This is a genomic window from Micromonospora sp. WMMA1949 (assembly GCF_027460145.1).
GTDB lineage: Bacteria > Actinomycetota > Actinomycetes > Mycobacteriales > Micromonosporaceae > Micromonospora.
Window position 1 is genome coordinate 1,247,543 of record NZ_JAPZBG010000001.1, and the last position, 25,112, is coordinate 1,272,654.

The window sequence follows — 25,112 nt, forward strand, 5'->3', positions numbered from 1 at the left end:
TGGCAGAGGGACCGCTGCCGGTCCGGCGGGCCGGTCAGGCGGTGATCAGGGTGCCGATCTTCTCGCCGCCGACGGCCCGGACGATGGTGTCGTCGCCCTGGGCGCCGAAGACCAGCATCGGCAGGCCGTTCTCCATGCAGAGGCTGAACGCGGCGGCGTCAGCCACCCGAAGGTTACGGCGCAGCACCTCGGAGAAGGTGATCGAGTCGAGCTTGCTCGCGGTCGGGTCGATCCGGGGGTCGGCGGTGTAGACCGCGTCCACGCCGTTCTTGCTCATCAGCACCACGTCCGCGCGGATCTCCAGCGCCCGCTGGGCGGCCACCGTGTCGGTGGAGAAGTACGGCATGCCGGCGCCGGCACCGAAGATGACCACGCGGCCCTTCTCCAGGTGGCGGATCGCGCGCAGCGGGATGTACGGCTCGGCGACCTGGGCCATCGTGATGGCGCTCTGCACCCGGGTCTCGATGCCCTCCTTCTCCAGGAAGTCCTGGAGGGCCAGGCAGTTCATGACCGTGCCGAGCATGCCCATGTAGTCGGCGCGGGCGCGGTCCATGCCCCGCTTCTGCAGCTCGGCGCCGCGGAAGAAGTTGCCGCCGCCGACCACCACCGACACCTGCACGCCGCGGCGTACCACGGTGGCGATCTGGCGGGCGATGCCCTGCACGACGTCGGGGTCGACGCCGATCGCGCCGCCGCCGAAGACCTCACCGGAGAGCTTCAGCACCACCCGGCGGGACCGACCGGGCGGAGGGGCGGTCGGGTCCTCCGCCGCCAGGCTCCGGTCACTCACAACCTGCGTCATCCGCCCCGCCCCTTCTCCCCGCGCATCGCGCGAGCGTCGCGTACGTGCCCCTGCCGACCCTATGTGACGAGGAGGCCGCGGTGCCTGTCGCGTACACCGGCGGCCTCCTCGTCGACGTTCTCCCCTGTGCCCGGGCCGGACGGCCCGGTGCGGCGGCTCAGGCCTGGCCGACCTCGAACCGCAGGAAGCGGGTCACCTCGATGCCGGCGTCGGCCAGCACCTGCTTGACGGTCTTCTTGTTGTCGGCGACCGACGACTGCTCCAGCAGGACGAAGTCCTTGAAGAAGGCGTTGACCCGGCCCTCGACGATCTTCGGCAGCGCCGCCTCGGGCTTGTTCTCCTCGCGGGCGGTCTGCTCGGCGATGCGCCGCTCGGACTCGACGGTCTCGGCCGGCACCTCGTCGCGGGTGAGGTACTTCGGCCGCATCGCGGCGATCTGCATGGCCACGGCGCGGGCGTCGGCGTCGGCCGCCTCGTCCGACTTGCCGGTGAACTCGACCAGCACGCCGACTGCCGGGGGCAGGTCCTGGCTCTTGCGGTGCATGTAGACCGCGGTGGTGCCGTCCAGCTTGGCGAAGCGGTTGAGCACCAGCTTCTCGCCGATCTTGGCGGACTGCTCCTGGATCAGGTCGGCCACGCTCTTGCCATCGATGGTGCTGGCGAGCAGCTCCTCGGCGTTGGTGGCGCCGCTGGCCACGCCGTGCTCGACCAGCTGCTGGGCCAGCGCGATGAAGGCGTCGTTCTTGGCGACGAAGTCGGTCTCGCAGTTGAGCTCGAGCAGCGCCTGGCCGGAGTGGGCGATCAGGCCGTTGGCGGCGGTGCGCCCGGCCCGCTTGCCGACGTCCTTGGCGCCCTTGACGCGCAGGATCTCGACGGCCTTGTCGAAGTCGCCCTCGGCCTCGGTCAGCGCCTTCTTGGAGTCCATCATGCCGGCGCCGGTGAGGTCGCGGAGCTTCTTGACGTCCGCGGCGGTGAAGTTGGACATGACTCTCTCTTCGGTGTCAGTGAGGTGGTCTGGGGTGCTGGTTACCCGGTTCCGGGCCGGTTCTGCCCGGCGTACCCGTCGCGTCCCCACCGCCGGGAGTCCGGACGGTGGGGACGCGACGGCGAGATCACTCCGCGGAGGCGGTCGCCGGCTGCTCGGCGGCCGGCGCGGCGGCGGGCTGCTCGGCGGCGGCGGGCTGCTCGTCGGCCTTCTTCGGCTCCTCGAGCAGCTCGCGCTCCCACTCGGCCAGCGGCTCGTCGGCGCCGACCTGACCGGCCTCGGGCTTCTCGTCCGCGCCCCGGTTACGGCCGGAACGGGCGATCAGACCGTCGGCGACGGCGGCGGCGACGACCTTGGTCAGCAGCTCGGCCGAGCGGATGGCGTCGTCGTTGCCCGGGATCGGGAAGTCGACCTCGTCCGGGTCGCAGTTGGTGTCGAGCACCGCGATCACCGGGATGCCCAGCTTGCGGGCCTCGTCGACGGCGATGTGCTCCTTCTTGGTGTCGACGATCCAGACCGCGGCCGGGAGCTTCTGCATGTCCCGCAGACCACCGAGGGTCTTGGTGAGCTTGATCTTCTCGCGGGAGAGCTGGAGCGTCTCCTTCTTGGTGTAACCGGCGGCGGTGCCGCTCAGGTCACCCAGGGCCTCCAGCTCCTTCATCCGCTGCAGCCGCTTGTACACGGTCTGGAAGTTGGTCAGCATGCCACCGAGCCAGCGGTGGTTGACGTACGGCTGGCCGACCCGGGTCGCCTGCTCGGCGATGGCCTCCTGGGCCTGCTTCTTGGTGCCGACGAACAGGATGCTGCCGCCACCGGCGACGGTGGTGCGGACGAACTCGTACGCCTTCTCGATGTAGTCGAGCGTCTGGCGCAGGTCGATGATGTAGATACCGTTGCGCTCGGTGAAGATGAAGCGCTTCATCTTCGGGTTCCAGCGCCGGGTCTGGTGCCCGAAGTGCACACCGCTTTCCAGCAGCTGACGCATGGTCACGACGGCCATGGTGGGTTACTCCTACTTTGTCCCTGGTTGTCCGTCCGGCCGGCGGCCGGACGCCTGGCGCCCGATCGCCGGCCAGGGTGGGCCCGATACGTCAGACCGGGACCAGGGAGGCCGTCGCCCCACGGAGAAGACCGTGGAGAGGGCACGCGAGGTCGACCGCGCGAGGCGGTCGCCAGTCGACCAGTGTACGCGCCCTCTCCGCTGCCCGGCCCCCGGGTGCGGAGCACGCCCGCGCGGCTCGGTCAGCCGGCGGCGAGCGCGGCGGCCAGGAACAGCACCAGGCCGACGGTCAGGTATGCCGTCGGCGGGCGAAGCCAGCCCCGGCTGCCGTCGGCCAGCGCCAGCCCGCCGGTGCGCAGCCCGTACAGGCCGGTGCCGAAGATCGGCAGCCCGACCACCAGGAACATGCCCACCACGACGTGCGACGTCGACACCGGGTCACCGAACAGACCGTGCAGCAACACCCGCACCGCCGGCACCTCCAGCACCAGCACCAGCACCGCCAGCAGGATCGCCAGCGCCGGACGACGCGTCCGGTAGACACCGTCGCCGAGCGGCGGCCCGTCCGGACGCGGCAGCACCGCGGGCATCGGACCGGTCGGCATCTCGAGGGGGTTCGGGGTCGCCGCCGGCTGCGTGGGGCCGCCCGGCCGCTCACCGATCCGCAGCGGGGTGGCCTCGCCGGGGTTCAGCCGTGCCGCGGCGGTCGATTCGGCTCCGCCGTCGATACCCGGCGCCGGCTCGACGACCGGGTAGCCGCCGATCGGGCTGAGCCGGGGCTTGTCGACGCCGCCGACAGTGCTCCGGGTGTCGGCGCCCACGCCGCCGGCCGGGTCGCTGCCGTGAGCGATGAGGCCGTACGGGTCGGCGCCCACCGGTGCGGCGCCGGTCAGCGGGGCGGTCGCCGGCGTACCCAGCGAACTCGACAGCGGGTTGCCGTGCGCGGCGGTGCCGAGCGCGTCCACGCCGCTGCGGGACACCGCGCCGAGCGGGTCGGCCGCCGCCTCGCGCGCCGCGCGACGGCCGGCGCGCGATCCGGGCAGCTCGCCGGAGACCTCCGGGTCGTCCGGCCGCTGCGACCGCCAGCTGCTCGTGTCGTCCACCAGCGGATCGGCGGCGGAGTACCGGCCCGGCTCGGCGTACCGGCTGTCACCGGCGCGCTGCTCGGGGGTGCGGTAGTCGTCGTCGCGGTAGCGGGGCTCGCCCGAAGCGCGCCAGTCCGACTCGTATCCGCGGTCGCCCCATCGCGACCCCTGCTCATCCTCGGAGTAGTTCCGTCGTCCGTCCACGACCGGCACGGTATGCGACGGGCACCAGCCGCGCCATTCGGGTCGCCTGCGGATCGGCCCAGGTCAGCGCCGACATCGCCGGGTCGCCGACGGGACACGGTCAGTAGCCGTACGGCGCGAAGGTCGGCGCGGCGGCGCGTGTTCGGGATACCGTGCTCCGGCTCACCGCACGAGAACGGGGTAATGGCGATGACGGCACGACCCACTACGCGCCTGCTGCTGGCGGCCACGACACTGATCCTGATCGCCGGGTGCGCGCCGGAGCCGGCGACGCAGCCGAAGTCCGGTGCTTCTCCGGTGGGCGCGCCGTCGCCGGTCACCCGCAAACTGCGGATGCCGGAAACGCTGCTCGGCCTGACGAAGAACATGGATCGCGTGGCCATCGAAGGGGCCAAGCGGCACCTCGACACCCTGAAGCGTGAAGTCGACCCGGCCACCAGTGCCGTCGGCTGGGCGTACGGCGGGCACGGCCCGGACGCGGACATGGTGTTCATCACGGGCGTGTCCGGCACCGTCACCGACCAGCAGGGGTTGGTCGAGCGCGCGCTGAGCCCGTACCGCGTCGGTGCCCGCGAAGATGTCGATGCCGGCCGGCTGGGCGGCACGGCCCGCTGCGGCCAGGGGCGGACCGAATTGAAGAGCTACCTCGTCGTCTGCGCCTGGGCCGACCCTCAGACCCTGGGTGTCGTCGCTTTCCTCTCGTCCCGCCCGATCGGCGACCGGACAGCGCAGTTCCTCGACGTGCGCGAAGCGATGACCGAGACCGCCGGGTGAACGGCACGCGCTAACACATCGGACGGGTGATCGCGAGCCCGTCCACAGGCGGCACCTTGTCCACAGGGAGCCCCTTCACGGCGCCCCTGACCCCAGCCTCCGGTCGCATCCTGGCCGGCATGACGAACCGGAACCGAGCCGTCGGGGCGTACGGCGAGCGGTGCGCGCTACGGCACCTGATCGAGACGGGCCTGCGCCCGGTCGCCCGCAACTGGCGCTGCCCCGAGGGCGAGATCGACATCATCGCCTGGGAGGGCCCGGTCCTCGCCATCTGCGAGGTCAAGACCCGCCGCACCGAGCAGTTCGGCTCGCCCGCCGAGGCCGTCGTACCGGCCAAGGCCCGCCGGCTGCGCGGCCTGGCCGCGCGCTGGCTCGCCGAGACCGGAACCACCGCCGACGAGGTCCGCTTCGACGTGCTCTCCGTCCGGCTCCCGCTCACCGGCCCCGCCCGGGTCGAGCACCTCCGCGGCGCGTTCTGACATGGGGTACGCGAAAGTGCTGAGCGTCGGCCTGGCCGGAGTCGCCGGTCATCTCGTCGAGGTCGAAGCCGACCTGGCTCCCGGACTGCCCGCCGTGATCATCTCCGGCCTGCCCGACACCGCCCTGCACGAAGCGCGCGACCGGGTCCGCGCCGCGATCGTCAACTCCGGTCAGAAGTGGCCCAACCGCCGCATCACCCTCAACCTCCTCCCCGCCACCCTGCCCAAGTACGGCTCGGCGTTCGACCTCGCCATCGCGCTCGCCGTCCTGGCCGGGTCGGGCGAGCTGCCACCGGTCGCCCTGGACGCCACAGTGGTGCTCGGCGAACTCGGCCTCGACGGCGCGGTACGCCCCGTCCGCGGCACGCTGCCGATGGTCGCCGCGGCCGCCCGCGCCGGGCACACCCGCGTCGTCGTACCGGCCGGCAACGCCGCCGAGGCGGCGGTCATCCCGGGCGTACGGGTGCACGCGGTCGACACCCTGCACCGGCTCGTCGCCCACGTCCGCGACGGCATCCCGCTGCTCGCCCCACCCGCCCACGTTCCGGCCGACGGGCCGGCCGGGCCCGACCTCGTCGACGTGGCCGGGCAGCCGCTCGGGCGGCGTGCCCTGGAGATCGCCGCCGCCGGTGGCCACCACCTCGCGCTGTTCGGTCCACCCGGCGCCGGCAAGACCATGCTCGCCGAGCGGTTGCCGTCGATCCTGCCCGCACTGGACGACGAGGCAGCCCTGGAGGTCACCGCGCTGCACTCGATCGCCGGCCTGCTGCCACCCGGCGGCGGGCTGCTGCGCCGTCCCCCGTTCCAGGCGCCGCACCACACCGCCACCGTGCCCGCGCTCGTCGGAGGCGGCTCCGGGCTGGCCCGGCCCGGCGCGGTGTCGCTCGCCCACCGCGGGGTCCTGTTCCTGGACGAGGCGCCCGAGTTCGGCAAGGGCGCGCTGGAGGCGTTGCGGCAGCCGCTGGAGAGCGGCCGGGTCCGGGTGGCGCGAACCCGAGGCGCCACCGAGTATCCGGCCCGCACCCAGCTGGTGCTGGCGGCCAACCCCTGCCCCTGCGCTAAACCCTCCGGTGACGTCGACTGCGAGTGCGCGCCGCTGGCCCGGCGACGCTACCTGGGGCGGTTGTCGGGTCCGCTGCTCGACCGGGTGGACGTGCAGGTCCAGCTGAAGGCGGTGCGCGCGGCGGAGCTGCTGAGCACCGACTCCGCGCACGAGTCCTCGGCCACCGTCGCCGCCCGGGTCGTCGCCGCGCGGCATGCCGCCGCCGATCGCTGGGCTGCCACCGGGCACCGGGTGAACGCCGACGTCCCCGGCCCGTACCTGCGCCGGCCGCCGTGGCACCTGCCCGCCCGGGTCAGCCGGGATCTGCGCCACCGGCTCGACACCGGTTCGCTGTCCGCGCGCGGCTACGACCGCGTACTCCGGCTCGCCTGGACCATCGCCGACCTGGACGGGCGGGACCGGCCCGGCCGCGACGACGTCGCGGAGGCCGTCCAGCTCAGGACCGGGGAGGTCGCGTGAGCGCCGACGAGCGGCGACTGGCGCGGGTCGCGCTCACCTGGCTCGCCGAGCCCGGCACCCGGTCGGTGTACGCCCTGGTCGAGCGGATCGGCCCGGTCGCCGCGCTCGACCTGCTGCTTTCCGGCGGGGCGCCGGAACGGTCACTGCGCTCGGCCGTGGCGGCGCGGGGCGCCTCCGGTGACGCCCGCGCGGTCGCGGCCGAGGCGCTGGCCCGTGGCGAACGGCTCGGGGCCCGGCTGGTCACCCCCGACGACGACGAGTGGCCGACCCAGGTCCGCGACCTGCGCCGCCTGGCGCTGTCAGGGGCCACCCGGCGGGTCGACGTGGAGACCGACCCGCCGCTCTGCTTCTGGGTACGCGGAGCGTGGCCGCTCGGTGAGGCGCTGGCGCGCTCGGTGGCGGTGGTCGGCGCCCGGGCGGCCACCCCCTACGGCGCGCACATCGCCACCGAGCTGGGCTACGGCCTGGCCGACCGGGAGTGGACAGTGGTGTCCGGTGGGGCGTTCGGCATCGACGCCGCCGCGCATCGCGGGGCGCTGACGGCGGGCGGGCGCACCGTCGCCGTGCTCGCCTGCGGCGTGGACCGCCCGTACCCGATGGGCAACGCCGCGCTGTTCGACCGGATCGCCGAAACCGGCCTGCTGGTGAGCGAGTGGCTTCCGGGCGCGGAGCCGCTGCGGCCCCGGTTCCTCATCCGCAACCGGGTCATAGCGGCGGCGACGAACGGCACGGTCCTCGTGGAGGCCGCCGCCCGCAGCGGCGCCACCCAGACGCTCAACCGGGCGCTCGGCCTGCGCCGCCCGGCGATGGTGGTGCCCGGGCCGGTCACGTCAGCGATGTCCGTCGGTGGGCACGAGGTGCTGCGGGAACGGCCGGAGGCCCGGCTGGTCACGAACGTCGCACACGTGCTGGAGGAGGTGGGACGCATCGGATACGACCTCGCCCCGCCCGCCCGGGCACCCGAACGCCCCCGGGACCGGCTCGACGAGGAGGCCACCCAGGTGCTGGAGGCGCTGCCCCGCCGCCGGGCCCTCGACCTGGAGAGCATCGCCGCGCGGGCAGGCGTCGACCTGCGTACCGCCATGCGCAAACTGTCCATGCTGGAGGAGCTGGCGATGGTGGTACGCCGCGACGACGGATACGCGCTCGCGCCACCATCACCGACCGCCCGCACGTGAACGCGTCAGTCGCCCTCGAACCGGATCTCGGCGTCGCGGCGCTCGGCACATCGGCGGACGAGCCGGGCCAGCCGGTGGACGTGGTCGACCTCCGCCGGCGCCCGCGCCACCTCCGCCAGGCACCGCAGCTCGGCGAGCAGGTGCGGCATCCGTTCGGCGCCCACTGTGAGCTCACCGAGCGGGTCGACGCGGTCCAGCAGCGGGGTCCGACCCCCGCCGCGGACACGTTTGAGCAGGTCGAGCAGGACATCCTGCGGGTCCGCCACGACCTCGATCGAGACGTACACGGGACGGCGACGGTGGTCACCCGCCGACACCTGCCGGTAGAGGACGGCGTCCACTCCCACTCTCGGCCCTCCTCGTACCGGGCGTCACCGTCGCGGGGGACGCACTGGCCTGATCGCGGCCGGATCTACCCTCCGTCGGGGCCGGCTCGGCCACGCTGCCCGCCGGTTGCCGCACCGGAGCGTGCCGCAGCACGAGTTTCCCCTGTCCAGACCCGCTTCTGCTACCCCGCTCAGCGCGCCGTCACATATCCCTGGCCGGAACCCAAGCGGCCGACGGCACACGGCTGTCGCCGGCCGATGCCCGAAGGCGGAGCGGCGGCCGGGCGACGGCACGACCGGGCGACGGCACGACGAGGGCGGCGCGTCGGCGGCGGCACGGCGAGGCGGGGCCGGCGGCACGGCGAACGGCGGCGCTTCGGCCTTACCCTGAGGCGGTGATCGGTGTCCGCCTCCCGCGCCGCGACCGCGTACGCCCGGACCGGGTGCCGCGATGAGCAAGCGGCAGCGCGGCACGCGGGACGCGCACGAGGAGCTACCCGCCTCGATGCGCGAGGCGGTGGACGACTTCGCCGACCACCTGTCGCGGGTCCGCAACCGCTCCGTCCACACCGTCCGGGCGTACGTCACGGATCTGGTGTCGCTGCTGGACCACGCGGTCCGGATGGGCTGTGCCGAGCTGCCCGAGCTGGACCTCGCCGTGGTGCGCAGCTGGCTGGCGAAACAGCGGACCATGGGTGCGGCCCGGACGACGATGGCGCGGCGCGCGGCCGCAGCCCGGACGTTCAGCGCCTGGGCACACCGGACCGGCCTGCTCGCCGACGACGTGGCGGCCCCGCTGGCCAGCCCTCGCGCGCGGCGGGAACTGCCCACGGTGCTGCGCGCCGACCAGGCGGCCGCCCTGGTGGAGGCCCCGTCTCGGCAGCGCCCGGGCCAGCCCGGGGCCGACAGCTCGACGGTCCACCCCGACTGGGCCGGGCTCGGACCCGACCACGGAACGGCCGCCGGACGGGCAGCCGGCGAACGGGCATCCGCCCGCCCGGCCGGCGACGGCCCGCCTGACGCGGTCCTGCTGCGCGACCGGCTGCTGCTCGAACTGCTCTACGGCACCGGGGTACGCATCAGCGAGGCGTGCGGTCTGGACGTCACCGACGTCGACCAGGCCCGCCGGGTGGTACGCGTGCTGGGCAAGGGCGGACGGGAACGCTCGGTGCCCTACGGGGTGCCGGCCCAGCGGGCGCTCGACGCCTGGCTGCGCGACGGGCGACCCGCCCTGCTGGCCCCGGGCTCGGGCCGGGCGCTGCTGCTCGGGGCGCGAGGCGGGCGGCTCAACCCGACCACCGCGCGGCGGATCGTGTCCGGGTGGGCCGGGGCCGCCGGGGTGCCGAGGGTGACTCCGCACGGGCTGCGCCACTCGGCCGCGACGCACCTGCTCGAAGGCGGCGCGGACCTGCGCGCCGTGCAGGAGCTGCTGGGGCACTCGTCGCTCGCCAGCACCCAGATCTACACGCACGTCTCGGTCGAGCGGCTCCGCGCCGCGTACCGGCAGGCCCACCCCCGCGCCTGACCGCCACGGGCGCGCAGGCAGCGTCGGTGGAACGGTCAGCGGGCGGAATCCGGCCGGCGCATGATCCATCTCGGGCTAGGATCGGTGGATGACGGTGCCGCAGCCGCCCGAGCCGATTCCCGGGGCTCGGCTGCTCTTCTCCCTCGATCCGTCCGTCAGCCATCTCAACCACGGCTCGTTCGGCGCCGTACCGATCGCCGTGCAGCGTGCCCAGCAGCGCCTGCGTGACGAGATGGAGGCCAACCCGCTGCGGTTCTTCACGCAGGGCCTGGTCGACCGGATCGCCCACGCCCGGCGGCACCTGGCCGCGTTCCTCGGCGCCGACCCGGACGGCACCACGCTCGTCGGCAACGCCACCACCGGTGCGGCGGTGGTGCTGCAGTCGCTGGCGCTGCGCCCCGGCGACGAGATCGTGACCACCGACCACGGGTACGGGGCGGTGGCGCTGTCGGTCGCCCGGGAGTGCGCCCGCACCGGAGCGGTGTCCCGCACCCTGCCGGTGCCGTTGACCGCCACCGACGAGGAGGTGGTCGAGATCGTCCGCGACGGGCTGCGTCCGGGGCGTACCAAGCTACTGATCGTCGACCAGCTCACCTCGCCGACCGCCCGGCTGTTCCCGACCGCGGCGATCGTCGCGGTGGCCCGGGAGCGGGGCGTGCCGGTGCTGGTGGACGCCGCCCACGCGCCGGGCATGCTGCCCGCCACCGTCGCGTCCGTCGGCGCCGACTTCTGGGTCGGCAACCTGCACAAGTGGGCGTACGCGCCACGCGGGACCGCCGCGCTCGTGGTGGCGCCGCAGTGGCGGGAGAAGATCCAGCCGCTCGTCGTCTCGTGGGAGCAGGACAGCGGCTTCCCGGTCCGGGTCGAGTGGCAGGCGACGCTCGACTACACCGGTTGGCTGGCCGCGCCGGTGGGCCTGTTCACGTTGCGCAGCCTCGGCGTCGACCGGGTACGCGCGCACAACGCGGCGCTGGCCGCGTACGGCCAACGGGTCGTCGGGGACGCGCTCGGTGTGGCGCCGGAGCGGCTGCCGGAGCCCGGCGGACCGGCGGTCGCCATGCGGCTCGTGCCGCTGCCGCCCGGTGTCGCGACGACGCTGGACGCGGCCCGGGAGCTGCGGACCCGGATCGCCGACCGGCTCTCCGCCGAGGTGTCGATCGCCGGTTGGAACGGCCGCGGCTACCTGCGGTTGTGCGGCCAGGTCTACAACACCCCCGACGAGTACGACCGGCTGGCCGTCCGGCTGCCCACGCTGCTCGCCCAGCGCTGAGCCCGCGCGCCGCCGACCGGCGCAGCGGCCGATCAGCCGGCGACAACCGCGGAACCGTCGGGGACGGGGTGCAGCGGCAGCAACCGAACCCGACCGAGCCCGAGCAGGGCCAGCGGGTCGAGGTACTCCGCGTCGCGGCGCAGTCCCCAGTGCAGGCACGCCGCCTCCACACACCCGGGATGCCCGGCGAGCAGGTCACCGACGGGCGTGCCGGCCTCCACCGGGGCGCCGGCGGTGACCCGGGAGCGGACCGGCTCGTAGGTGGTGCGCAACCCGTCGGGATGGCCGACGGTGAGCACCGGCCGACCGGCGACCGTACCGGCGAACAGGACGATCCCGGCGCCGGCCGCCAGCACCGGCGCACCGGGCGCGGCCGCGAGGTCGACGCCCCGGTGCCCGGACAGCCAGGGCTGCGGCGGCGGGTCGAACCGCCGCACCACCCGGGGCGCACCCGGCAGCGGCCACCGGAACCGCTCACCGGGCGCAGCCCGACGTCCCGCCCCCGAGACACCCGCCATCGGGTCACCGGCTGCCGAGGCATCCCCCGAGGAACCGGGGAACGGCCCTGCCACGGACGAGTAGGCACCTGCCGCAGAACCGGCGAACGGCCCGGCCACGAACGAATGGGCACCGGTCCAGGACGACAGCGGCCCGGCCGAGGACGACAGCACCACCCGGGACGGCGCGGAGGCACCCGGCAGGCAAGCCGCGAAGAACAGCACCGACAGCACGGCCCGGCCGGCCGGAGAGATCGAGATACGCACGCCGGCCACCCTGCCGGCCCCGGGCACCGTCCCGCGAACCCCGCACGAGCGGCCTGTGGACGAGGCACCGACTGTGGACGGGCGCCGAAATCGGGGCCGATCTGCTACGGCCGGGACGCCTATGCTGGCCGGGTGACGAAGGACTGGTACGCCTGGCACAACGACTACGACCAGCCCGAGTCCGCGCTGGCCCGGCGACTCGCCGAGGTGCGGCAGCGTGTCTCCGACGCGCTCGACGCCGCACCCCCCGGCCCGCTGCGCGCGCTGAGTCTCTGCGCGGGTCAGGGCCGCGACCTGATTCCGGTGCTGGCCACCCACCCCCGGGGCGGCGACGTGACCGCCCGCCTGGTCGAGCTGGACGCCCGTAACACCGACCTGGCCCGCCGTGCCGCCGCCGACGCGGGGCTCACCGGCGTGGAGGTGGTGACCGGGGACGCCTCGCTGACCGACCGCTACGCCGATCTGGCCCCGGCGGATCTGGTGCTGGTCTGCGGCATCTTCGGCAACATCACCGACGACGACATCCGGGCCACGGTGCGGCACTGCGCCTCGCTCTGCGCCACCGGCGGCACGGTGCTGTGGACGCGGCACCGCCGCGAGCCGGACCTCGTGCCGGTCATCTGCGACTGGTTCGCCGAGGAGGGCTTCGAGCCGGTGGCGGTGAACAGCCCCGCCGACGGTGTGGGCGTCGGCGCTCACCGCTTCACCGGCACGCCCCGCCCGTTGGCGCCGGGGGTGCGGATGTTCACGTTCGTGGGCTACGACATGCTGGAGCGGACGGAGCAGTCATGACCACAGTGGACGACGTCAGCCGGCCCTCCCGGGTGGCCGGGCCGGACGAGGCGATCAGCACCGAGGAGCTCCAGCTCGCCGCGCGCAACCACGGCATCCCGCTGGAGGCGCTGCGGTACGACGTGACCCCGGCGGGCCTGCACTACCTGCTCATCCACTACGACATCCCGGACGTCGACCCGGCCGCGTACGCCCTGAGCGTGTCCGGCGCGGTCGAGCGTCCACTGCGGCTGGACCTGGCGGCGCTGCGCGACCGGCCCCGGGTGACCCAGCGCGTGACGTTGGAGTGCGCCGGCAACGGCCGGGCGCTGCTCCGTCCCCGTCCGGTCAGCCAGCCCTGGCTGGTGGAGGCGGTGGGCAACGCCGAGTGGACCGGTACGCCGCTGGCACCGCTGCTGCGTGAGGCCGGCCTGTCCGGCGACGCGGTGGACGTGGTGTTCACCGGCGCGGACCACGGGGTGGAGCGCGGCGTCGAGCAGGACTACCAGCGGGCGCTGCCGGTGGCCGACGCGCTGCGCGAGGAGGTGCTGCTGGCGTACGAGATGAACGGCGCTCCCCTGCTGCCGCAGCACGGCGCGCCGCTGCGCCTGATCGTGCCCGGCTGGTACGGCATGGCGCACGTGAAGTGGCTGCGCGACATCACGGTGACGACCGAGCCGTTCGACGGCTACCAGAACGCGGTGGCCTACCGGCTGCGGCGCGACGCCGACGACCCGGGCGTGCCGGTGACCCGGATCGAGCCGCGCGCGCTGGTGCGTCCGCCCGGTTTCCCGGATTTCATGTCCCGCACCCGGGTGCTGCGGCCGGGGCCGTGCACTCTGGACGGTCGGGCCTGGTCCGGCCACGCGCCGGTGACCTCGGTCGAGGTGACGACGGACGGCGGCGAGACGTGGACGCCGGCGGTGCTGGACGAGCCGTCCGGGGGCGAGTGGGCCTGGCGCCGGTGGTCGGTGAGCTGGACGGCGACGCCGGGGCGGTACGTGCTGGGTGCCCGGGCGACCGACGCGTCGGGGCGTACCCAGCCGGTCGAGCAGCCGTGGAACCGGGGCGGGTTCGCGAACAACCTGGTGCAGCGGGTCGAGGTGGTAGTGCCGGCGCAGTGATCCGGCGCCCGGTCAGCTCCCGAATCCGGAATCTGCGGGAAGCGAGATGTCGGGCTTTTCGAGCTCTTCCACATTGACGTCCTTGAACGTCATTACTCGAACATTCTTGACGAAACGGGCAGGGCGGTACATGTCCCACACCCAGGCGTCGTGCATCTCGACCTCGAAGTAGACCTCGCCGTCGGAGTTGCGCACGTGCAGGTCGACCTGGTTCGCCAGGTAGAACCGGCGCTCGGTCTCCACCACGTAGGAGAACTGGCGGACGATGTCGCGGTACTCCCGGTAGAGCTGCAGCTCCATCTCGGTCTCGTACTTCTCGAGATCTTCCGCGCTCATCGCACTCCGCCTTCCATGACCACATCTTCCCCCACTGACGCCGGAGGTCGCGGCTGCTCGCCCAACGCCACGCCGACGGTACCCCCTGACGCGCCGCAGTGCCCCATCGGCTCGTCCGGGCGCCCGGCGAACGCGCCGGGCCCGAGACCCGGCAGCCCGGCCGCGGGCTCGGGCGGCGCCACGCCGGCGCCGTCGCCCGCCGGGCGGCGGGCGCGGGGAGGCCGGCCGTCCCGTCCGGAGACGGCGGCCACGTTCACGTACGAGAAGCGGTGTTCCCGGCAGGGCCCGAGCGCACGCAGGGCGGCGCTGTGCTCGGCGGTGATGTAGCCCTTGTGCTCGGCGAAGCCGTAGCCGGGGAACCGCCCGTCCAGTTCCACCATCATCCGGTCCCGGGTGACCTTGGCGAGCACGCTCGCCGCCGCGACACACGCGGCCACCCGGTCACCCTTCCAGACCGCCAGGCCCGGCACGTCCAGCCCGTCGACGCCGAAGCCGTCGGTCAGCACGTACTCCGGGCGGGTGGTCAGCGAGGCGAGCGCCCGGCGCATCGCGGCGAGGTTGCACACGTGCAGCCCGCGGGCGTCGACCTCCTCGGCCGGGATGACCACCACGGCGTACGCCAGGGCCCGCGCCACCACCTCGTCGTAGACGCGCTCGCGGGCGGCGGCGGTGAGCAGCTTCGAATCGGCCAGCTCGTCGATCTCGCCGCGCCGGCCCTCGGGCAGGATCGCGGCGGCGGCCACGAGCGGCCCGGCGCAGGCGCCACGACCGGCCTCGTCGGCGCCCGCCACGTGCCGGAAACCGCGCCGCTGCAGGGCCCGCTCCAGCGCGTAGAGGCCGCCGTCGCGGCGGACCACGGTGCGCGGCGGGGTCAGCATGCGCCGCCTCCCGCCAGCACCGCGCCGAGCCGGCCGGGCAGGTCCGGCGGGTAGTAGCGCTCGGCCGAGGCGGCCAGCTCCGCCACCGGCCACCAGCGGTGCCCGTGCACGCTCGCCCGTTCGACGTCGTTGAAGCCGGCCGTGTCGACCTCCCAGCCCGTCACCCGGACCAGGTAGAACTGCTGCTCCTGGCGGTACCAGACACCGTCGAACGGGAACTCGACCGTGTCCGCCCAGACCGGCGCGCCCAGCTCGGCCGGGGCCAGCCGCAGGCCGGTCTCCTCGGCCAGTTCCCGGGCGGCGCCGTCAGCCGGGGACTCCCCCGGGTCCAGCCCGCCGCCGGGGGTGAACCAGTAGCGGTGACCCGGCCGGGCCGGATCACTGCCCTGGAACAGCAGCACCCGGTCGGACGCGTCGACCAGCAGCACCCGGGCCGCGCGACGAGGGGTGTAGACGGTCACCGCACCAGCCTGCCAGACGCCTGCGACGAACGACCACGCCCTCCCGCCGCCGGCCGGAGCCCGGCGTGCCGGCGCGTGGCGCGGGCCTGCTCAGGGATTGGGGATCCCGTCGAACTGCTCCGGAACGCTGAGCCAGGTCGCGCGGCTGACCGGCCAGAAGATGGTGAAGGCCCGGCCGACGACCTCGCCCTCGGGGATGGTCGCCACGTTGATGTCCTCGCCGGACTGCTGCCAGTGCTCCAGCGAGTCGCCGGACGCCTCCCGGTGGTCACCCATGACCCACAGGCGCCCCTTCGGCACCGTGATGTCGAAGTCCTGGTCGGCGGGCTTGTTGCCGGGGAAGATGAACGGCTCGTCGATCGGCTTGCCGTTGATGACCAGCCGCTCCTGGCCGCTGGTGCGGTCGCAGCAGACCACGTGATCGCCGCCGACGCCGATGACCCGCTTGATGAAGTCCTCGCCGTCGGGGTTGCCGCTCCACTCGGTGGGCGCCTTGAAGACGATCACCTCACCCCGGTGGGGGGAGCGGAAGTCGTAGACCAGCTTGTTGACAAGCACCCGATCGTCGATCTTGAGGGTGTTCTCCATGGACGGCGACGGGATGAAGAAGGTCTGCAGCACGAAGGCACGCACCAGCACCGCGACCAGGATCGCCACGCCCAGGAGGATGGGCAGCTCCTTCCAGAAGGAGCTGCGGGGCTTCTCGGTCTGCTCGTCGATCACGGGTGGAGCCTACGTCGCCGGGTACGGCGCGGTCGCCCCGAACCCGCCAGAACGGTGAGCGTCGCTGCGACCGGGAGGATCAGGACGACGCCGCCGACCGGGTCGGGATCCACCGGCACCGGCACCGCCGGCGCGGCGTCCGAGCGGGGCACGCCGGTGAACGTCTCCGGTACGGGCAGACCGGTCCACCGCTGCGACGGCCAGACGATCATGAAGGCGCGGCCGACCACGTTCTCGATCGGCACCGGCCCCTGACATCGGGCGTCCTGCGAGACCAGCCGGTGGTCACCCATCACGAAGATCTGCCCGGGCGGCACCACCACCTCGGTGAACTGCCGGGACCGGCACTCCTTGGGATTGGGCGGCAACTCGACCGGGGAGTCCTCGAAGAGGTACGCCTGCTCGTCCAGCGGCACCCCGTTGACCACCACCCGGCCGTCGTCGCAGCACCAGATCTTGTCGCCCGGCACCCCGATGACGCGCTTGATGAAGTCCTTCTCGCCGGGGCGGCTGACGCCCACCAGGTCGCCGAGCGTGCGGCCGACCCGCCCGGCGAAGTTGGCCGGCGGCGCGGGCGCCTCCTGGGCGACCCAGCGGTCGGTGCCCCGGAACACCACCACCTCGCCGCGAACCGGGTCGCGGACGTCGTAGACGACCTTGTTGACGAGCACCCGGTCGCCGACGAGCAGCGTGTTCTCCATCGACCCGGAGGGGATGAAGAACGCCTGGAGCAGGAACGTGCGGATCAGCACCGCGAGGCAGAACGCCACGATCAGCAGCAGCGGCAGCTCCTGCCAGAGCGGCATCTGCCGGCGGCCGCGGCGGGCCCGCCGACGCCAGGGATCGACGGTGCCGTCCTCGTCAACCATCTGCACCATGCCACTCTCCGGTCCGCGGAAACGACACTACCGCCCGGGAGTCCCCTCGGAGACCCCACGGGCGGTAGTGGACCGTTTCGCACCGTCCGGCTGCGCCCGTACCGACCAGGGTAGTGCGGTCCGGTCGATACGACATCCGCGCAGCTCGGGCGGCGTGGCGTACGGAATTCAGTTCGCCGGCTGCTTCTCCCGCAGCTCCTTGATCTTGGCCTTCTTGCCGCGCAGCTCGCGCAGGTAGTAGAGCTTGGCGCGACGCACGTCACCGCGGGTCACGACCTCGATCCGGTCGATGCCCGGGCCGTTGAGCGGGTAGGTCCGCTCCACGCCGACACCGAAGCTGACCTTGCGGACCGAGAAGGTCTCGCGCAGGCCGTCACCCTGGCGGCGGATGACGACGCCCTGGAAGATCTGGACCCGGGACCGGTTGCCCTCGACGACCCGCGCGTGCACCTTGACGGTGTCACCGGCACGGAAGTCGGGCAGGTCGGTACGCTTCGACTGGGCGTCAAGGGCGTCCAGGATGTTCATCGCTGCGTCCTCGTGAGGCTCACGGCGCATCGTCAGTCGATGCGCGGATGGGTGATTCTGACCCCCGGGTGGTGACCGGCGAGGCCGGCCCCGGTCGAGGGTCCTCGCAGCCGCCCACGGCGCGGACGGATGCGGCAACCCCTCTACTTTGCCACATGCCCCGGTGGCGAGGAAAATCCGCCCCGGTCCAGCGCCGCCCGGTCCCGCTTGTCGAGCGTCTCCGGGGGCAGTGCGGCGATCATGTCGGGACGCCGGGCCGCGGTCCGCAGCAACGACTCGTCCCGCCGCCAGCGGTCGATCCTGGCGTGGTCGCCGGAGCGCAGCACCTCGGGCACGTCCAGCTCGCGCCAGCTCGCCGGCTTCGTGTAGAGCGGGGCCTCCAGCAGCCCGTGCGCGTGCGACTCCTCGTCCAGCGACCCGGCGTTGCCGAGCACACCGGGCAGCAGCCGGGTGACCGCCTCCAGGATCACCAGCACGGCCACCTCGCCGCCGAACAGCACGTAGTCACCGAGGGAGACCTCGGTCACCGGCATCCGGGTCGCGGCGTGGTCCAGCACCCGCTGGTCGATGCCCTCGTACCGGCCGCAGGCGAACAGCAGGTGCGACTCGGCGGCCAGCTCGTGCGCGAGGGCCTGGGTGAACGGGACGCCCGCGGGCGACGGTACGAGCAGCCGGGGCAGTGTGTGCCCGTCCGGGCTCAGCTCGTCGGGCGCCAGCGCGTCCAACGCCTCACCCCACGGCTCCGGCCGCATGACCATGCCGGGACCGCCGCCGTAGGGCGTGTCGTCGACGGTGCGGTGCACGTCGTGGGTCCAGGTCCGCAGATCGTGTACGGCCAGCCGCAGCGTGCCGTTCGCCCGGGCCTTGCCGATGAGCGACAGGTCCAGCGGGGCGAAGTACTCGGGGAAGATCGACACGATGTCGACGCGCATGCGACGGCTCCAGCTAGAGGTCGAGCAGGCCGCCGGGCAGGTCGACGACGACGCGACCGCCGGCCAGATCCACCTCGGGCACGATCGCCTTGACGAACGGGACCAGCGCGGTACGCCCCTCGGGGCGCCGCAGCACCAGCATGTCGGACGCGGGCGCGTGGTCGATGCGGGCCACCTCGCCCACGTGCTCGCCGTCGCGGGTGACCACGGCGAGCCCGACCAGCTGGTGGTCGTGGAACTCCTCCGGGTCCTCCGGCGGGGCGACGTCGGCGCTGTCCACGCCGAGCAGCGTGTTGCGCAGCGCCTCGGCGACGTCGCGCTCCAGCACGCCCTCGAAGGCCACCAGCAGGCGGCCCTGGTGCCAGCGGGCCGCCTCGACGGTGAGTGTCGGCGGCACCCGCCAGGCGCCGGGCTCCGACGGGGTGACCCCCGGTTCGGTGGTCAACACCGAACCGGGGGCGAACCGTGCTTCGGGCTCGTCGGTACGCACCTCCACGGTGACCTCACCGCGGATGCCGTGCGGCTTACCGATCCGGCCGACGACGAGAAGCATCAGTACGAGTCGACGATGTCGACGCGTACCCCACGCCCGCCGATGGAGCCGATCACCTGGCGCAGCGCCTTGGCGGTCCGGCCGGACCGCCCGATCACCGTGCCGAGGTCCTCGGGGTGCACGCGGACTTCGAGGCGCTTGCCCCGACGGGAGTCGACCATGCGCACCCGGACGTCGTCCGGGTGGTCGACGATGCCCTTGACCAGGTGCTCCAGAGCGGGACGCAGCGGCATGTCAGGCCTGCTCGCCGGACTCGGCACCGGTCTGCTCCTCGGCCTTGGCCTCGGCCTTCGGCTCCTCCGCCTTGGCGGCGGCCTTCTTGGCCGGCTTGGCCGGGGTGTCCGCGACGCCGGCGGCGGCCTTCGCCTCGGCCTCGTACGCCGCCTTGCGGTCGGCCCGCTCGGGGGCGACCTTGAGCGGCGGCGGCGCGGGCAGGCCCTTGAACTTCTGCCAGTCACCGGTCAGCTCCAGCAGGCGCTGCACGGCCTCGCTCGGCTGGGCGCCGACCGAGAGCCAGTACTGGACCCGCTCCGACTTGACCTCGATCACCGAAGGGTCTTCCTTCGGCTGGTACACACCGACGAACTCGATCGCGCGACCGTCACGCTTGGTGCGCGAGTCGGCGACGACGATGCGGTACTGCGGGTTGCGGATCTTGCCCATCCGCAGGAGCCGGATCTTTACGGCCACAGTTGTTTCGCTCCTGTTGCGATCTCACCGGCCCGTACGGGCGGTGTGGCGGGTGAGCGCCGACCGGCACAGTGGGGTTTGGGCCGGAGACTGCTCGGTGAACTGGCGACGCGCCCGGGTTAGAGGGCGCCGGACGCGTGCCGGATACCAGCGAACCATTCTGCCAGATCCGGACCGGAACTCTCACACCGGACCCGGACACCACGCCCGGGCCGGGCCGGGCCGTGACTGAGGACACCGCTTCAGCGCACCGGCGGGCGGTCCCACCCCGGCGGAAGTTCGTCCGGTACGTCCCATTCCGCCGGTGGAGTGAAGTCGCACCATGTGCCGTCGAACGGGAACTCCCCCGCCTCCGCGATCCGGATCACCCGCTCGCCCTCGGCGCGTACCGCCTTCTCGTCGGTCACCCAGTAGTGCTCCGGGAACGCCAGCCGCTCGGCGAACTCGTCCTCGTCCTTCCACTCCCAGCTGCGGTCCGGGTACACCACCACGTCGAGGTCCTGGTCGACCATGTCGACGCCGGCCACCGCGCCGTCGTCCCAGCGGACGCCGGGCTCCTCCAGGTTGACGTACCAGTTCTGGAAGCGGCCGGCGGCGTCGCGGAACCACCAGACCGAGTGGGCCGCGCCCGTGGGCAGGAACTTCAGCACCGGCGGCCCGTTCCACAGCCCCTGCGCGAGCCGGTAGGACGACGTCACCCACTCGGCGAACGGCACGGCCCGCATGCCCAGGCCGGCCTCCGTCACCTCGTGCGCGACGGGCGCTGTCCGCGCCACCCAGAGCAGCAGGCCGCGCTCGTCGTCGGAGACCACGCGGGCCGACCGGACCCAGCCGATCCGGCCGTGCCGCACGTTCCGGTGCAGGATCAGCCGCCCCGGCGCGAACCGGCCGGCCGGATCGCCGGGCCGCATCTCAGTACGCGCGGGCGAGGATCGCCACCAGGTCGGGCTCGTCCTCCGAGTCCGGCACCGAGCCGTCGGCGCGTACCAGGCAGCGGACCGTCACGCCCTGGCCGTTCGCCTCGGCCTCGCCCTCGACACCGACCGCCGACCACGGCACCCGCGCCCAGCCGGTGGCGGACGCCTCGATCGCCTCGGCCAGCGTCGACACCTCGACGGTGCGGGACCGGCGGAACTCCAGCGCCTGGTCGTGCAGCGCCCGCTGGTCGGCCTCCAGCGCGGCCAGGACCGCGCCGACCACGTCGGCGACGGGCGTCGGGGCCTTCGAGCCGTCCGTACGCCGGACCACGACCGCGTTGCCGGCGGCCAGGTCACGCGGGCCGACCTCGACGCGGACCGGGTAGCCGCGCAGCTCGGCGTCGACGGCGCGGCGGCCGAACGCGGTGTCGGTCCGGTCGTCCAGCGCCACCCGGACCCCGGAGTCGCGCAGCGCGTCGCACAGCTTGGCCGCCGCCTGGCTCACGCCCTCGCCGTCCTTGACGACCATCACGTACGCCTGGACCGGCGCCAGCTTCGGCGGCACCCGCAGCCCGTTGTCGTCGCCGTGGCACATGATCAGGCCGCCGAGCATCCGGGTGGAGGTGCCCCAGGACGTGGTCCACGCGTGCTCCCGGCCGCCCTCGGCCGAGGAGTAGCTGATGTCGAACGCCTTGGCGAAGTTCTGGCCCAGCTCGTGGCTGGTGCCCAGCTGCAGCGCCTTGCCGTCGCCCATCATGCCCTCGCACGTGTACGTGGCGGTGGCGCCGGCGAAGCGCTCCCGGGCGGTCTTCAGGCCGACCACCACCGGGATGCCGAGCACGTTGACCATCAGGTCCTCGTACGCCTCGTGCAGGATCCGCCGCGCGTAGGCGCGGGCGTCCTCACGGGTCGCGTGCGCGGTGTGCCCCTCCTGCCAGAGGAACTCGCTGGTGCGCAGGAAGATCCGCGGGCGCAGCTCCCACCGGACCACGTTCGCCCACTGGTTGAGCAGCAGCGGCAGGTCACGGTACGAGTCGATCCACTTGGCCATGAACTCGCCGATGACCGTCTCGCTCGTGGGGCGCACCACCACCGGCTCGGCGAGCTGCTTGCCGCCACCGTGCGTGACGACCGCCAGCTCCGGCGAGAAGCCCTCGACGTGCTCGGCCTCCCGCTTGAGGTAGCTCTCCGGGATGAACAGCGGGAAGTACGCGTTCTCCGCGCCGGCCGCCTTGATCCGGGCGTCCATCTCGGCCTGCATCCGCTCCCAGATGGCGTAGCCGGCCGGTCGGATCACCATGGTCCCCCGGACCGGGCCGTTGTCGGCCAGCTTCGCCTTGGCGATCAGGTCCTGGTACCAGCGGGGAAAGTCCTCCGCACGGGGAGTGAGCACGCGTGCCATGACCGCACATCCTATGCGTCCCGTGACGGGTCGGCGCAGCCGGGCGCGCCCGCACTACCATCTGCCGTCATGCTTCCCCCCGACCTCGACCCGGCACCGGCGCTGGCCCCGCTCGCCGCCCGGTGGGTGGCCTGGGTGGCCGCCCACCGGCAGCCGGTCAACCCGCTCAAGGACACCACCGGCCGGCACGGCGGGCGGCACCAGCCCGACGACGTGTGGTTCCTCGCGGGCACGCAGGGCGGAAGGGTCAGCCGGCGCTGCGTGGTGCCGGCGGGTCGCCCCCTGTTCTTCCCGGCGATCTGCTGCTGGACGTTCGGCCGCCGGGACGACCCGGTCCCGCCGATGCCCCACGCCGAGGGGCACGCCGAACTGGACGGGGTCGCGGTGCCGGTGCGGGCGGCGGGCTCCCCCGCCTCGTTCCCCGTCCGGGGGTTCTTCAACAACGTCGTCACCGCGTGGCCGTGGCCGGTGCACGTCTCCTGCTGGGGCCTGTGGGGTCTGGTGCCGCCGCCCGCGCCGGGAACGCACCGCCTGACCTTCGCCGGCCACGACGGCGGACGGCTCCGGGTCGAGGCGGAGTACGAACTCGAGGTGCGCTGAACCGCGACCGTAGACTTCGATCACCATGCCTAAGCCGAGAAACGCCACTCCGGTGCGCGACACGATCGTCGACGCCGCCCGTTCGCTGACCGTCACGACCGGCTGGGCCGGGGTCCGGATGGGTGCGGTCGCGAGCGCGGCGGGGGTGAGCCGGCAGACGGTCTACAACGAGTTCGGCACCAAGGCGGGCCTGGGCGAGGCGCTGGCCCGGTACGAGGTGGACCGGTTCGTCGGCCAGGTCCGGTCCGCGCTCGACGAGCACGACGCCGACGTCCGCGCGGCCGCGTACGCGGCGATCCACCGCACCCTCGCCTCGGCCGCCGAGAACCCGCTGGTGCGGGCGGTCCTGACGAGCACACCGGGCGGCTCGGAGGAGCTGTTGCCCTATCTGACCACCCGGTCCGAGTTGGTGCTCGCCGAGGCCGCGCGGGCGCTGCTGGAGTGGACCGGCGAACGCCTGCCCGGCGCCGATCCGGCAGCCCTGGCGTTCGCGGCGGACAGCGTCGTACGCCTGGTGGTGAGCCACATCGTGTTGCCCGGTGGCCCTGTCGACGAGACCGCCGACCGGCTGGCCGACCTGGCGGTGCGCCTGTTCCTGACGGCGGCGACGGCCCGCTAGACCGATGACCCGCCCGGCTGGCCGCCCGCGATGACGACGGCCGGCCGGCGAGCGACCCGGTCCGTCAGCGGACGACCCGGCCGCGCAGCACGATCCGGCTGGGCGTCCGGACCACGCGCAGGTCGCGGCGCGGGTCCTCGGGGTAGACCACCAGGTCGGCGAGGCCGCCCTCGACCAGGCCGGGGAAGCCGAGCCACTCCCGGGCCCGCCAGGAGGCGGCGGCGAGCACGTCCGGCGCGGACATCCCGGCCTGCTCGTGCAGCAGCAGCATCTCCTCGGCCGCCAGGCCGTGGTCGATACCGCCACCCGCGTCGGTGCCGACGTAGATCGGCACGCCCGCCTCGTGCGCGGCGCGCACCACCTCGGGGAAGCGGTCGCGCAGGGCGAGCATGTGGTCGGCGTACCCGGGGAACTTGGGCCGGGCCTGCTCCGCGATGTGGCCGAACGTCCGGATGTTGATCATGGTGGGGACCAACGCGGTGCCCTGCCGGGCCATCAGGTCGATCAGGTCGAGGCTCAGCCCGGTGCCGTGCTCCACCGAGTCCACCCCGGCCCGCACCATGATCTCCACCGCCGACTCGGAGAACGTGTGCACCGCCGCGCGTACCCCGGCGGCGTGCGCGGCGGCGACCGCCGCGGTCATCGTGTCGGCGTCCCAGGCCGGCGCCAGGTCGCCCACTCCCCTGTCGATCCAGTCGCCGACCAGCTTGACCCAGCCGTTGCCGGCCGCGGCCTGCGCGGCCACCGTCGCGGCGACCTCCGCCGCGCCGACCTCCACACCGATGTCGCGCAGGTAGCGCTTCGGCGGCGCGACGTGCCGGCCCGCGCGGGCCAGTCGCGGCAGGTCCGGCTCGTCCTCCAGTTCGGGGTACGGGTACGGCGAGCCGGCGTCGCGGATCGCCAGCACGCCCGCGTCCCGGTCGATCCGGGCCAGGTCCCGTGCCTGGTCGAGAGAGGTGATCGGGCTGCCGCCGCGGGCGATGCCGATGTGGCAGTGGGCGTCGGTCAGGCCGGGCAGCACGAAGCCGCCGTCGGCCACCGTCTCGGCGCCGGGCACCGGTTCGAAGGTGACCCGGTCGCCGACCAGCCAGACGTCCCGGACCTCGTCGTCGGGAAGGAACACACCGCGCACGTGCAGAGCCATGTGCACAGTCCTACCCGATCAGCCCTCCTCGCCGGCGAGCAGGTCGTTGCGGCGCGCGGTCAGCGCCGGCAGATCGATCGAGACCTTCCACGGCCGCTCGGTGACGAACACGTCGTCTGTCTGACCGACCTGCTTGTACTCGAGGTTGGCGCCGAGCGCGTACTCGGTCAGCGTGATCTTCTCCTTGATGGGGTCGAGCACCCAGTAGGAGCGGACGCCCGCGTACGCGTAGACCCTGGCCTTGTCGTACATGTCGCGGAAGGTGGAGGTCGGCGAGATGACCTCGACGGCGAGCACCGCGTCCTCGACCGGCAGCGGGCTGCGGTTGGCGTTACCCCGCACGACCGCGACGACGTCCGGCCGGGGCTCGTTCCGGTGGTCGACCCGCATCGACAGGTCGATGCCGACCTGGTACTCCTTCGGGCAGTTCACGCGAAGCGCGAGTAGTAACTCGACACACATGTCCTGGTGCAGCAGAGTGGGCGACGGCACGATCAACCTTCCGTTGATCAGTTCGTACGGAAGGTCCTTGGGCAGCTCGCCCAGGTCGTCGACCGTCCACTCGTGCCGCTCCGGCAGGATCGGGGCCGCGGTCATTGACATCTCCTTCCAGGGGGCGACATCACCCTAAGAGACAGCGAT

The 25,112-nt window shown here is 73.4% G+C and carries 30 protein-coding genes; 10 read left to right on the top strand and 20 right to left on the bottom strand.

The genetic code is table 11. From position 1 onward, the window contains the following. Positions 1-34: 34 nt before the first annotated feature. The 4 genes from pyrH to O7607_RS05555 all read right to left on the bottom strand — a co-directional run bounded on the left by pyrH (position 35) and on the right by O7607_RS05555 (position 4,085). Positions 35-802 carry a UMP kinase gene (gene pyrH / locus O7607_RS05540; RefSeq protein WP_013284607.1) on the bottom strand — a complete coding sequence of 256 codons (768 nt, stop codon included), beginning with the start codon at positions 800-802 and terminating at the stop codon, positions 35-37. A 157-nt stretch (positions 803-959) separates the two neighbouring features. Then, positions 960-1,787, bottom strand: coding sequence for a translation elongation factor Ts (gene tsf, locus O7607_RS05545; RefSeq protein WP_269701462.1), 828 nt, complete (start codon positions 1,785-1,787; stop codon positions 960-962). Between the two features lie 127 nt (positions 1,788-1,914). After that, entirely contained in the window at positions 1,915-2,787 is an 873-nt protein-coding gene (gene rpsB, locus O7607_RS05550) for a 30S ribosomal protein S2 (protein WP_269701463.1), read from the bottom strand. 242 nt (positions 2,788-3,029) lie between these two features. Further along, on the bottom strand, positions 3,030-4,085 hold the full coding sequence (locus tag O7607_RS05555; protein WP_442929465.1) for a hypothetical protein: 1,056 nt from the start codon (positions 4,083-4,085) through the stop codon (positions 3,030-3,032). A gap of 174 nt (positions 4,086-4,259) precedes the next feature. Here O7607_RS05555 and O7607_RS05560 point away from each other — a divergent pair, with 174 nt between their 5' ends. The 4 genes from O7607_RS05560 to O7607_RS05575 all read left to right on the top strand — a co-directional run bounded on the left by O7607_RS05560 (position 4,260) and on the right by O7607_RS05575 (position 8,029). Beyond that, complete coding sequence (locus O7607_RS05560) at positions 4,260-4,850, top strand: hypothetical protein (protein WP_269701465.1); 591 nt, start codon at positions 4,260-4,262, stop codon at positions 4,848-4,850. 119 nt (positions 4,851-4,969) lie between these two features. Then, on the top strand, positions 4,970-5,329 hold the full coding sequence (locus O7607_RS05565; protein ID WP_064447257.1) for a YraN family protein: 360 nt from the start codon (positions 4,970-4,972) through the stop codon (positions 5,327-5,329). 1 nt (position 5,330) lies between these two features. Continuing rightward, positions 5,331-6,851, top strand: coding sequence for a YifB family Mg chelatase-like AAA ATPase (locus O7607_RS05570; protein WP_269701467.1), 1,521 nt, complete (start codon positions 5,331-5,333; stop codon positions 6,849-6,851). Beyond that, positions 6,848-8,029, top strand: coding sequence for a DNA-processing protein DprA (locus tag O7607_RS05575; protein WP_269701469.1), 1,182 nt, complete (start codon positions 6,848-6,850; stop codon positions 8,027-8,029). The genes O7607_RS05570 and O7607_RS05575 overlap by 4 nt, the downstream gene beginning before the upstream one ends. Positions 8,030-8,034: 5 nt before the next feature. Here the strand turns inward: O7607_RS05575 and O7607_RS05580 are convergent, their stop codons facing one another. Beyond that, complete coding sequence (locus O7607_RS05580) at positions 8,035-8,376, bottom strand: hypothetical protein (protein ID WP_269701471.1); 342 nt, start codon at positions 8,374-8,376, stop codon at positions 8,035-8,037. A gap of 430 nt (positions 8,377-8,806) precedes the next feature. Between O7607_RS05580 and O7607_RS05585 the strand changes: the two genes are divergently transcribed. Together O7607_RS05585 and O7607_RS05590 are read left to right on the top strand one after the other, a co-directional pair. Continuing rightward, the gene (locus O7607_RS05585) at positions 8,807-9,880 is read left to right on the top strand and encodes a tyrosine recombinase XerC (protein ID WP_269701473.1); all 1,074 of its coding nucleotides are present in this window, start codon (positions 8,807-8,809) and stop codon (positions 9,878-9,880) included. 88 nt (positions 9,881-9,968) lie between these two features. Continuing rightward, positions 9,969-11,150: an aminotransferase class V-fold PLP-dependent enzyme gene (locus tag O7607_RS05590; protein WP_269701475.1), complete on the top strand. Its 1,182-nt coding sequence runs from the start codon at positions 9,969-9,971 to the stop codon at positions 11,148-11,150. 32 nt (positions 11,151-11,182) lie between these two features. On the opposite strand, the gene O7607_RS05595 is transcribed toward O7607_RS05590, so the two are convergent. After that, positions 11,183-11,767 (bottom strand): murein hydrolase activator EnvC family protein, encoded by a 585-nt coding sequence (locus tag O7607_RS05595; protein WP_442929519.1) that lies wholly within the window; start codon positions 11,765-11,767, stop codon positions 11,183-11,185. 279 nt (positions 11,768-12,046) lie between these two features. On the opposite strand from O7607_RS05595, the gene O7607_RS05600 reads away from it, so the two are divergent. Further along, entirely contained in the window at positions 12,047-12,706 is a 660-nt protein-coding gene (locus tag O7607_RS05600; RefSeq protein ID WP_269701479.1) for a methyltransferase domain-containing protein, read from the top strand. Then, the gene (locus tag O7607_RS05605) at positions 12,703-13,809 is read left to right on the top strand and encodes a sulfite oxidase (protein WP_269701481.1); all 1,107 of its coding nucleotides are present in this window, start codon (positions 12,703-12,705) and stop codon (positions 13,807-13,809) included. Before O7607_RS05600 ends, O7607_RS05605 begins: the two co-directional genes overlap by 4 nt. Positions 13,810-13,821: 12 nt before the next feature. Here the strand turns inward: O7607_RS05605 and O7607_RS05610 are convergent, their stop codons facing one another. The 12 genes from O7607_RS05610 to proS all read right to left on the bottom strand — a co-directional run bounded on the left by O7607_RS05610 (position 13,822) and on the right by proS (position 22,107). Then, positions 13,822-14,145, bottom strand: coding sequence for a DUF2469 domain-containing protein (locus tag O7607_RS05610; protein ID WP_011905215.1), 324 nt, complete (start codon positions 14,143-14,145; stop codon positions 13,822-13,824). Continuing rightward, complete coding sequence (locus tag O7607_RS05615) at positions 14,142-15,023, bottom strand: ribonuclease HII (protein ID WP_269701482.1); 882 nt, start codon at positions 15,021-15,023, stop codon at positions 14,142-14,144. Before O7607_RS05615 ends, O7607_RS05610 begins: the two co-directional genes overlap by 4 nt. Beyond that, positions 15,017-15,484, bottom strand: a complete 468-nt coding sequence (locus tag O7607_RS05620) for an NUDIX hydrolase (protein ID WP_269701483.1) — start codon at positions 15,482-15,484, stop codon at positions 15,017-15,019. The genes O7607_RS05615 and O7607_RS05620 overlap by 7 nt, the downstream gene beginning before the upstream one ends. Positions 15,485-15,574: 90 nt before the next feature. Then, on the bottom strand, positions 15,575-16,207 hold the full coding sequence (lepB, locus tag O7607_RS05625; protein ID WP_269701485.1) for a signal peptidase I: 633 nt from the start codon (positions 16,205-16,207) through the stop codon (positions 15,575-15,577). Next, on the bottom strand, positions 16,204-17,085 hold the full coding sequence (lepB, locus tag O7607_RS05630) for a signal peptidase I (RefSeq protein WP_269701487.1): 882 nt from the start codon (positions 17,083-17,085) through the stop codon (positions 16,204-16,206). Before lepB (O7607_RS05630) ends, lepB (O7607_RS05625) begins: the two co-directional genes overlap by 4 nt. A 168-nt stretch (positions 17,086-17,253) precedes the next feature. Further along, positions 17,254-17,613 carry a 50S ribosomal protein L19 gene (rplS, locus tag O7607_RS05635; protein WP_013284591.1) on the bottom strand — a complete coding sequence of 120 codons (360 nt, stop codon included), beginning with the start codon at positions 17,611-17,613 and terminating at the stop codon, positions 17,254-17,256. A gap of 143 nt (positions 17,614-17,756) precedes the next feature. Continuing rightward, positions 17,757-18,545 (bottom strand): tRNA (guanosine(37)-N1)-methyltransferase TrmD, encoded by a 789-nt coding sequence (gene trmD / locus O7607_RS05640; RefSeq protein WP_269701489.1) that lies wholly within the window; start codon positions 18,543-18,545, stop codon positions 17,757-17,759. Positions 18,546-18,558: 13 nt separating this feature from the next. Continuing rightward, positions 18,559-19,098: a ribosome maturation factor RimM gene (gene rimM, locus O7607_RS05645; protein WP_030500802.1), complete on the bottom strand. Its 540-nt coding sequence runs from the start codon at positions 19,096-19,098 to the stop codon at positions 18,559-18,561. Then, complete coding sequence (locus tag O7607_RS05650; RefSeq protein WP_026268109.1) at positions 19,098-19,358, bottom strand: RNA-binding protein; 261 nt, start codon at positions 19,356-19,358, stop codon at positions 19,098-19,100. The genes rimM and O7607_RS05650 overlap by 1 nt, the downstream gene beginning before the upstream one ends. After that, positions 19,333-19,788 carry a 30S ribosomal protein S16 gene (rpsP, locus tag O7607_RS05655; protein ID WP_269701490.1) on the bottom strand — a complete coding sequence of 152 codons (456 nt, stop codon included), beginning with the start codon at positions 19,786-19,788 and terminating at the stop codon, positions 19,333-19,335. The genes O7607_RS05650 and rpsP overlap by 26 nt, the downstream gene beginning before the upstream one ends. A 242-nt stretch (positions 19,789-20,030) precedes the next feature. Next, positions 20,031-20,699, bottom strand: coding sequence for a DUF402 domain-containing protein (locus O7607_RS05660; protein ID WP_269701491.1), 669 nt, complete (start codon positions 20,697-20,699; stop codon positions 20,031-20,033). Between the two features lies 1 nt (position 20,700). Further along, on the bottom strand, positions 20,701-22,107 hold the full coding sequence (proS, locus tag O7607_RS05665) for a proline--tRNA ligase (protein WP_269701492.1): 1,407 nt from the start codon (positions 22,105-22,107) through the stop codon (positions 20,701-20,703). A 69-nt stretch (positions 22,108-22,176) separates the two neighbouring features. On the opposite strand from proS, the gene O7607_RS05670 reads away from it, so the two are divergent. Continuing rightward, entirely contained in the window at positions 22,177-22,707 is a 531-nt protein-coding gene (locus tag O7607_RS05670) for a hypothetical protein (RefSeq protein ID WP_269701493.1), read from the top strand. A gap of 25 nt (positions 22,708-22,732) precedes the next feature. After that, positions 22,733-23,326, top strand: coding sequence for a TetR/AcrR family transcriptional regulator (locus tag O7607_RS05675; protein WP_269701495.1), 594 nt, complete (start codon positions 22,733-22,735; stop codon positions 23,324-23,326). Positions 23,327-23,390: 64 nt separating this feature from the next. Here O7607_RS05675 and O7607_RS05680 read toward each other — a convergent pair whose 3' ends face one another. Together O7607_RS05680 and O7607_RS05685 are read right to left on the bottom strand one after the other, a co-directional pair. Next, on the bottom strand, positions 23,391-24,470 hold the full coding sequence (locus O7607_RS05680) for an amidohydrolase family protein (protein ID WP_269701497.1): 1,080 nt from the start codon (positions 24,468-24,470) through the stop codon (positions 23,391-23,393). Between the two features lie 18 nt (positions 24,471-24,488). Beyond that, positions 24,489-25,067 (bottom strand): Uma2 family endonuclease, encoded by a 579-nt coding sequence (locus O7607_RS05685; protein WP_269701498.1) that lies wholly within the window; start codon positions 25,065-25,067, stop codon positions 24,489-24,491. Between the last annotated feature and the right edge of the window lie 45 nt (positions 25,068-25,112).

What these genes read in the sequence shown, in the direction of transcription:
- O7607_RS05610 (WP_011905215.1), bottom strand. Translation starts at nt 14,145, where the DNA reads ATGAGCGCGGAAGATCTCGAGAAGTACGAGACCGAGATGGAGCTGCAG.
- proS (WP_269701492.1), bottom strand. Translation starts at nt 22,107, where the DNA reads ATGGCACGCGTGCTCACTCCCCGTGCGGAGGACTTTCCCCGCTGGTAC.
- O7607_RS05565 (WP_064447257.1), top strand. Translation starts at nt 4,970, where the DNA reads ATGACGAACCGGAACCGAGCCGTCGGGGCGTACGGCGAGCGGTGCGCG.
- O7607_RS05590 (WP_269701475.1), top strand. Translation starts at nt 9,969, where the DNA reads ATGACGGTGCCGCAGCCGCCCGAGCCGATTCCCGGGGCTCGGCTGCTC.
- O7607_RS05560 (WP_269701465.1), top strand. Translation starts at nt 4,260, where the DNA reads ATGGCGATGACGGCACGACCCACTACGCGCCTGCTGCTGGCGGCCACG.
- tsf (WP_269701462.1), bottom strand. Translation starts at nt 1,787, where the DNA reads ATGTCCAACTTCACCGCCGCGGACGTCAAGAAGCTCCGCGACCTCACC.
- O7607_RS05675 (WP_269701495.1), top strand. Translation starts at nt 22,733, where the DNA reads ATGCCTAAGCCGAGAAACGCCACTCCGGTGCGCGACACGATCGTCGAC.
- rpsB (WP_269701463.1), bottom strand. Translation starts at nt 2,787, where the DNA reads ATGGCCGTCGTGACCATGCGTCAGCTGCTGGAAAGCGGTGTGCACTTC.
- O7607_RS05685 (WP_269701498.1), bottom strand. Translation starts at nt 25,067, where the DNA reads ATGACCGCGGCCCCGATCCTGCCGGAGCGGCACGAGTGGACGGTCGAC.
- O7607_RS05585 (WP_269701473.1), top strand. Translation starts at nt 8,807, where the DNA reads ATGAGCAAGCGGCAGCGCGGCACGCGGGACGCGCACGAGGAGCTACCC.
- O7607_RS05670 (WP_269701493.1), top strand. Translation starts at nt 22,177, where the DNA reads ATGCTTCCCCCCGACCTCGACCCGGCACCGGCGCTGGCCCCGCTCGCC.
- lepB (WP_269701487.1), bottom strand. Translation starts at nt 17,085, where the DNA reads ATGGTGCAGATGGTTGACGAGGACGGCACCGTCGATCCCTGGCGTCGG.
- rimM (WP_030500802.1), bottom strand. Translation starts at nt 19,098, where the DNA reads ATGCTTCTCGTCGTCGGCCGGATCGGTAAGCCGCACGGCATCCGCGGT.
- O7607_RS05660 (WP_269701491.1), bottom strand. Translation starts at nt 20,699, where the DNA reads ATGCGGCCCGGCGATCCGGCCGGCCGGTTCGCGCCGGGGCGGCTGATC.
- O7607_RS05615 (WP_269701482.1), bottom strand. Translation starts at nt 15,023, where the DNA reads ATGCTGACCCCGCCGCGCACCGTGGTCCGCCGCGACGGCGGCCTCTAC.
- trmD (WP_269701489.1), bottom strand. Translation starts at nt 18,545, where the DNA reads ATGCGCGTCGACATCGTGTCGATCTTCCCCGAGTACTTCGCCCCGCTG.
- O7607_RS05680 (WP_269701497.1), bottom strand. Translation starts at nt 24,470, where the DNA reads ATGGCTCTGCACGTGCGCGGTGTGTTCCTTCCCGACGACGAGGTCCGG.
- O7607_RS05605 (WP_269701481.1), top strand. Translation starts at nt 12,703, where the DNA reads ATGACCACAGTGGACGACGTCAGCCGGCCCTCCCGGGTGGCCGGGCCG.
- O7607_RS05570 (WP_269701467.1), top strand. Translation starts at nt 5,331, where the DNA reads ATGGGGTACGCGAAAGTGCTGAGCGTCGGCCTGGCCGGAGTCGCCGGT.
- pyrH (WP_013284607.1), bottom strand. Translation starts at nt 802, where the DNA reads ATGACGCAGGTTGTGAGTGACCGGAGCCTGGCGGCGGAGGACCCGACC.
- rplS (WP_013284591.1), bottom strand. Translation starts at nt 17,613, where the DNA reads ATGAACATCCTGGACGCCCTTGACGCCCAGTCGAAGCGTACCGACCTG.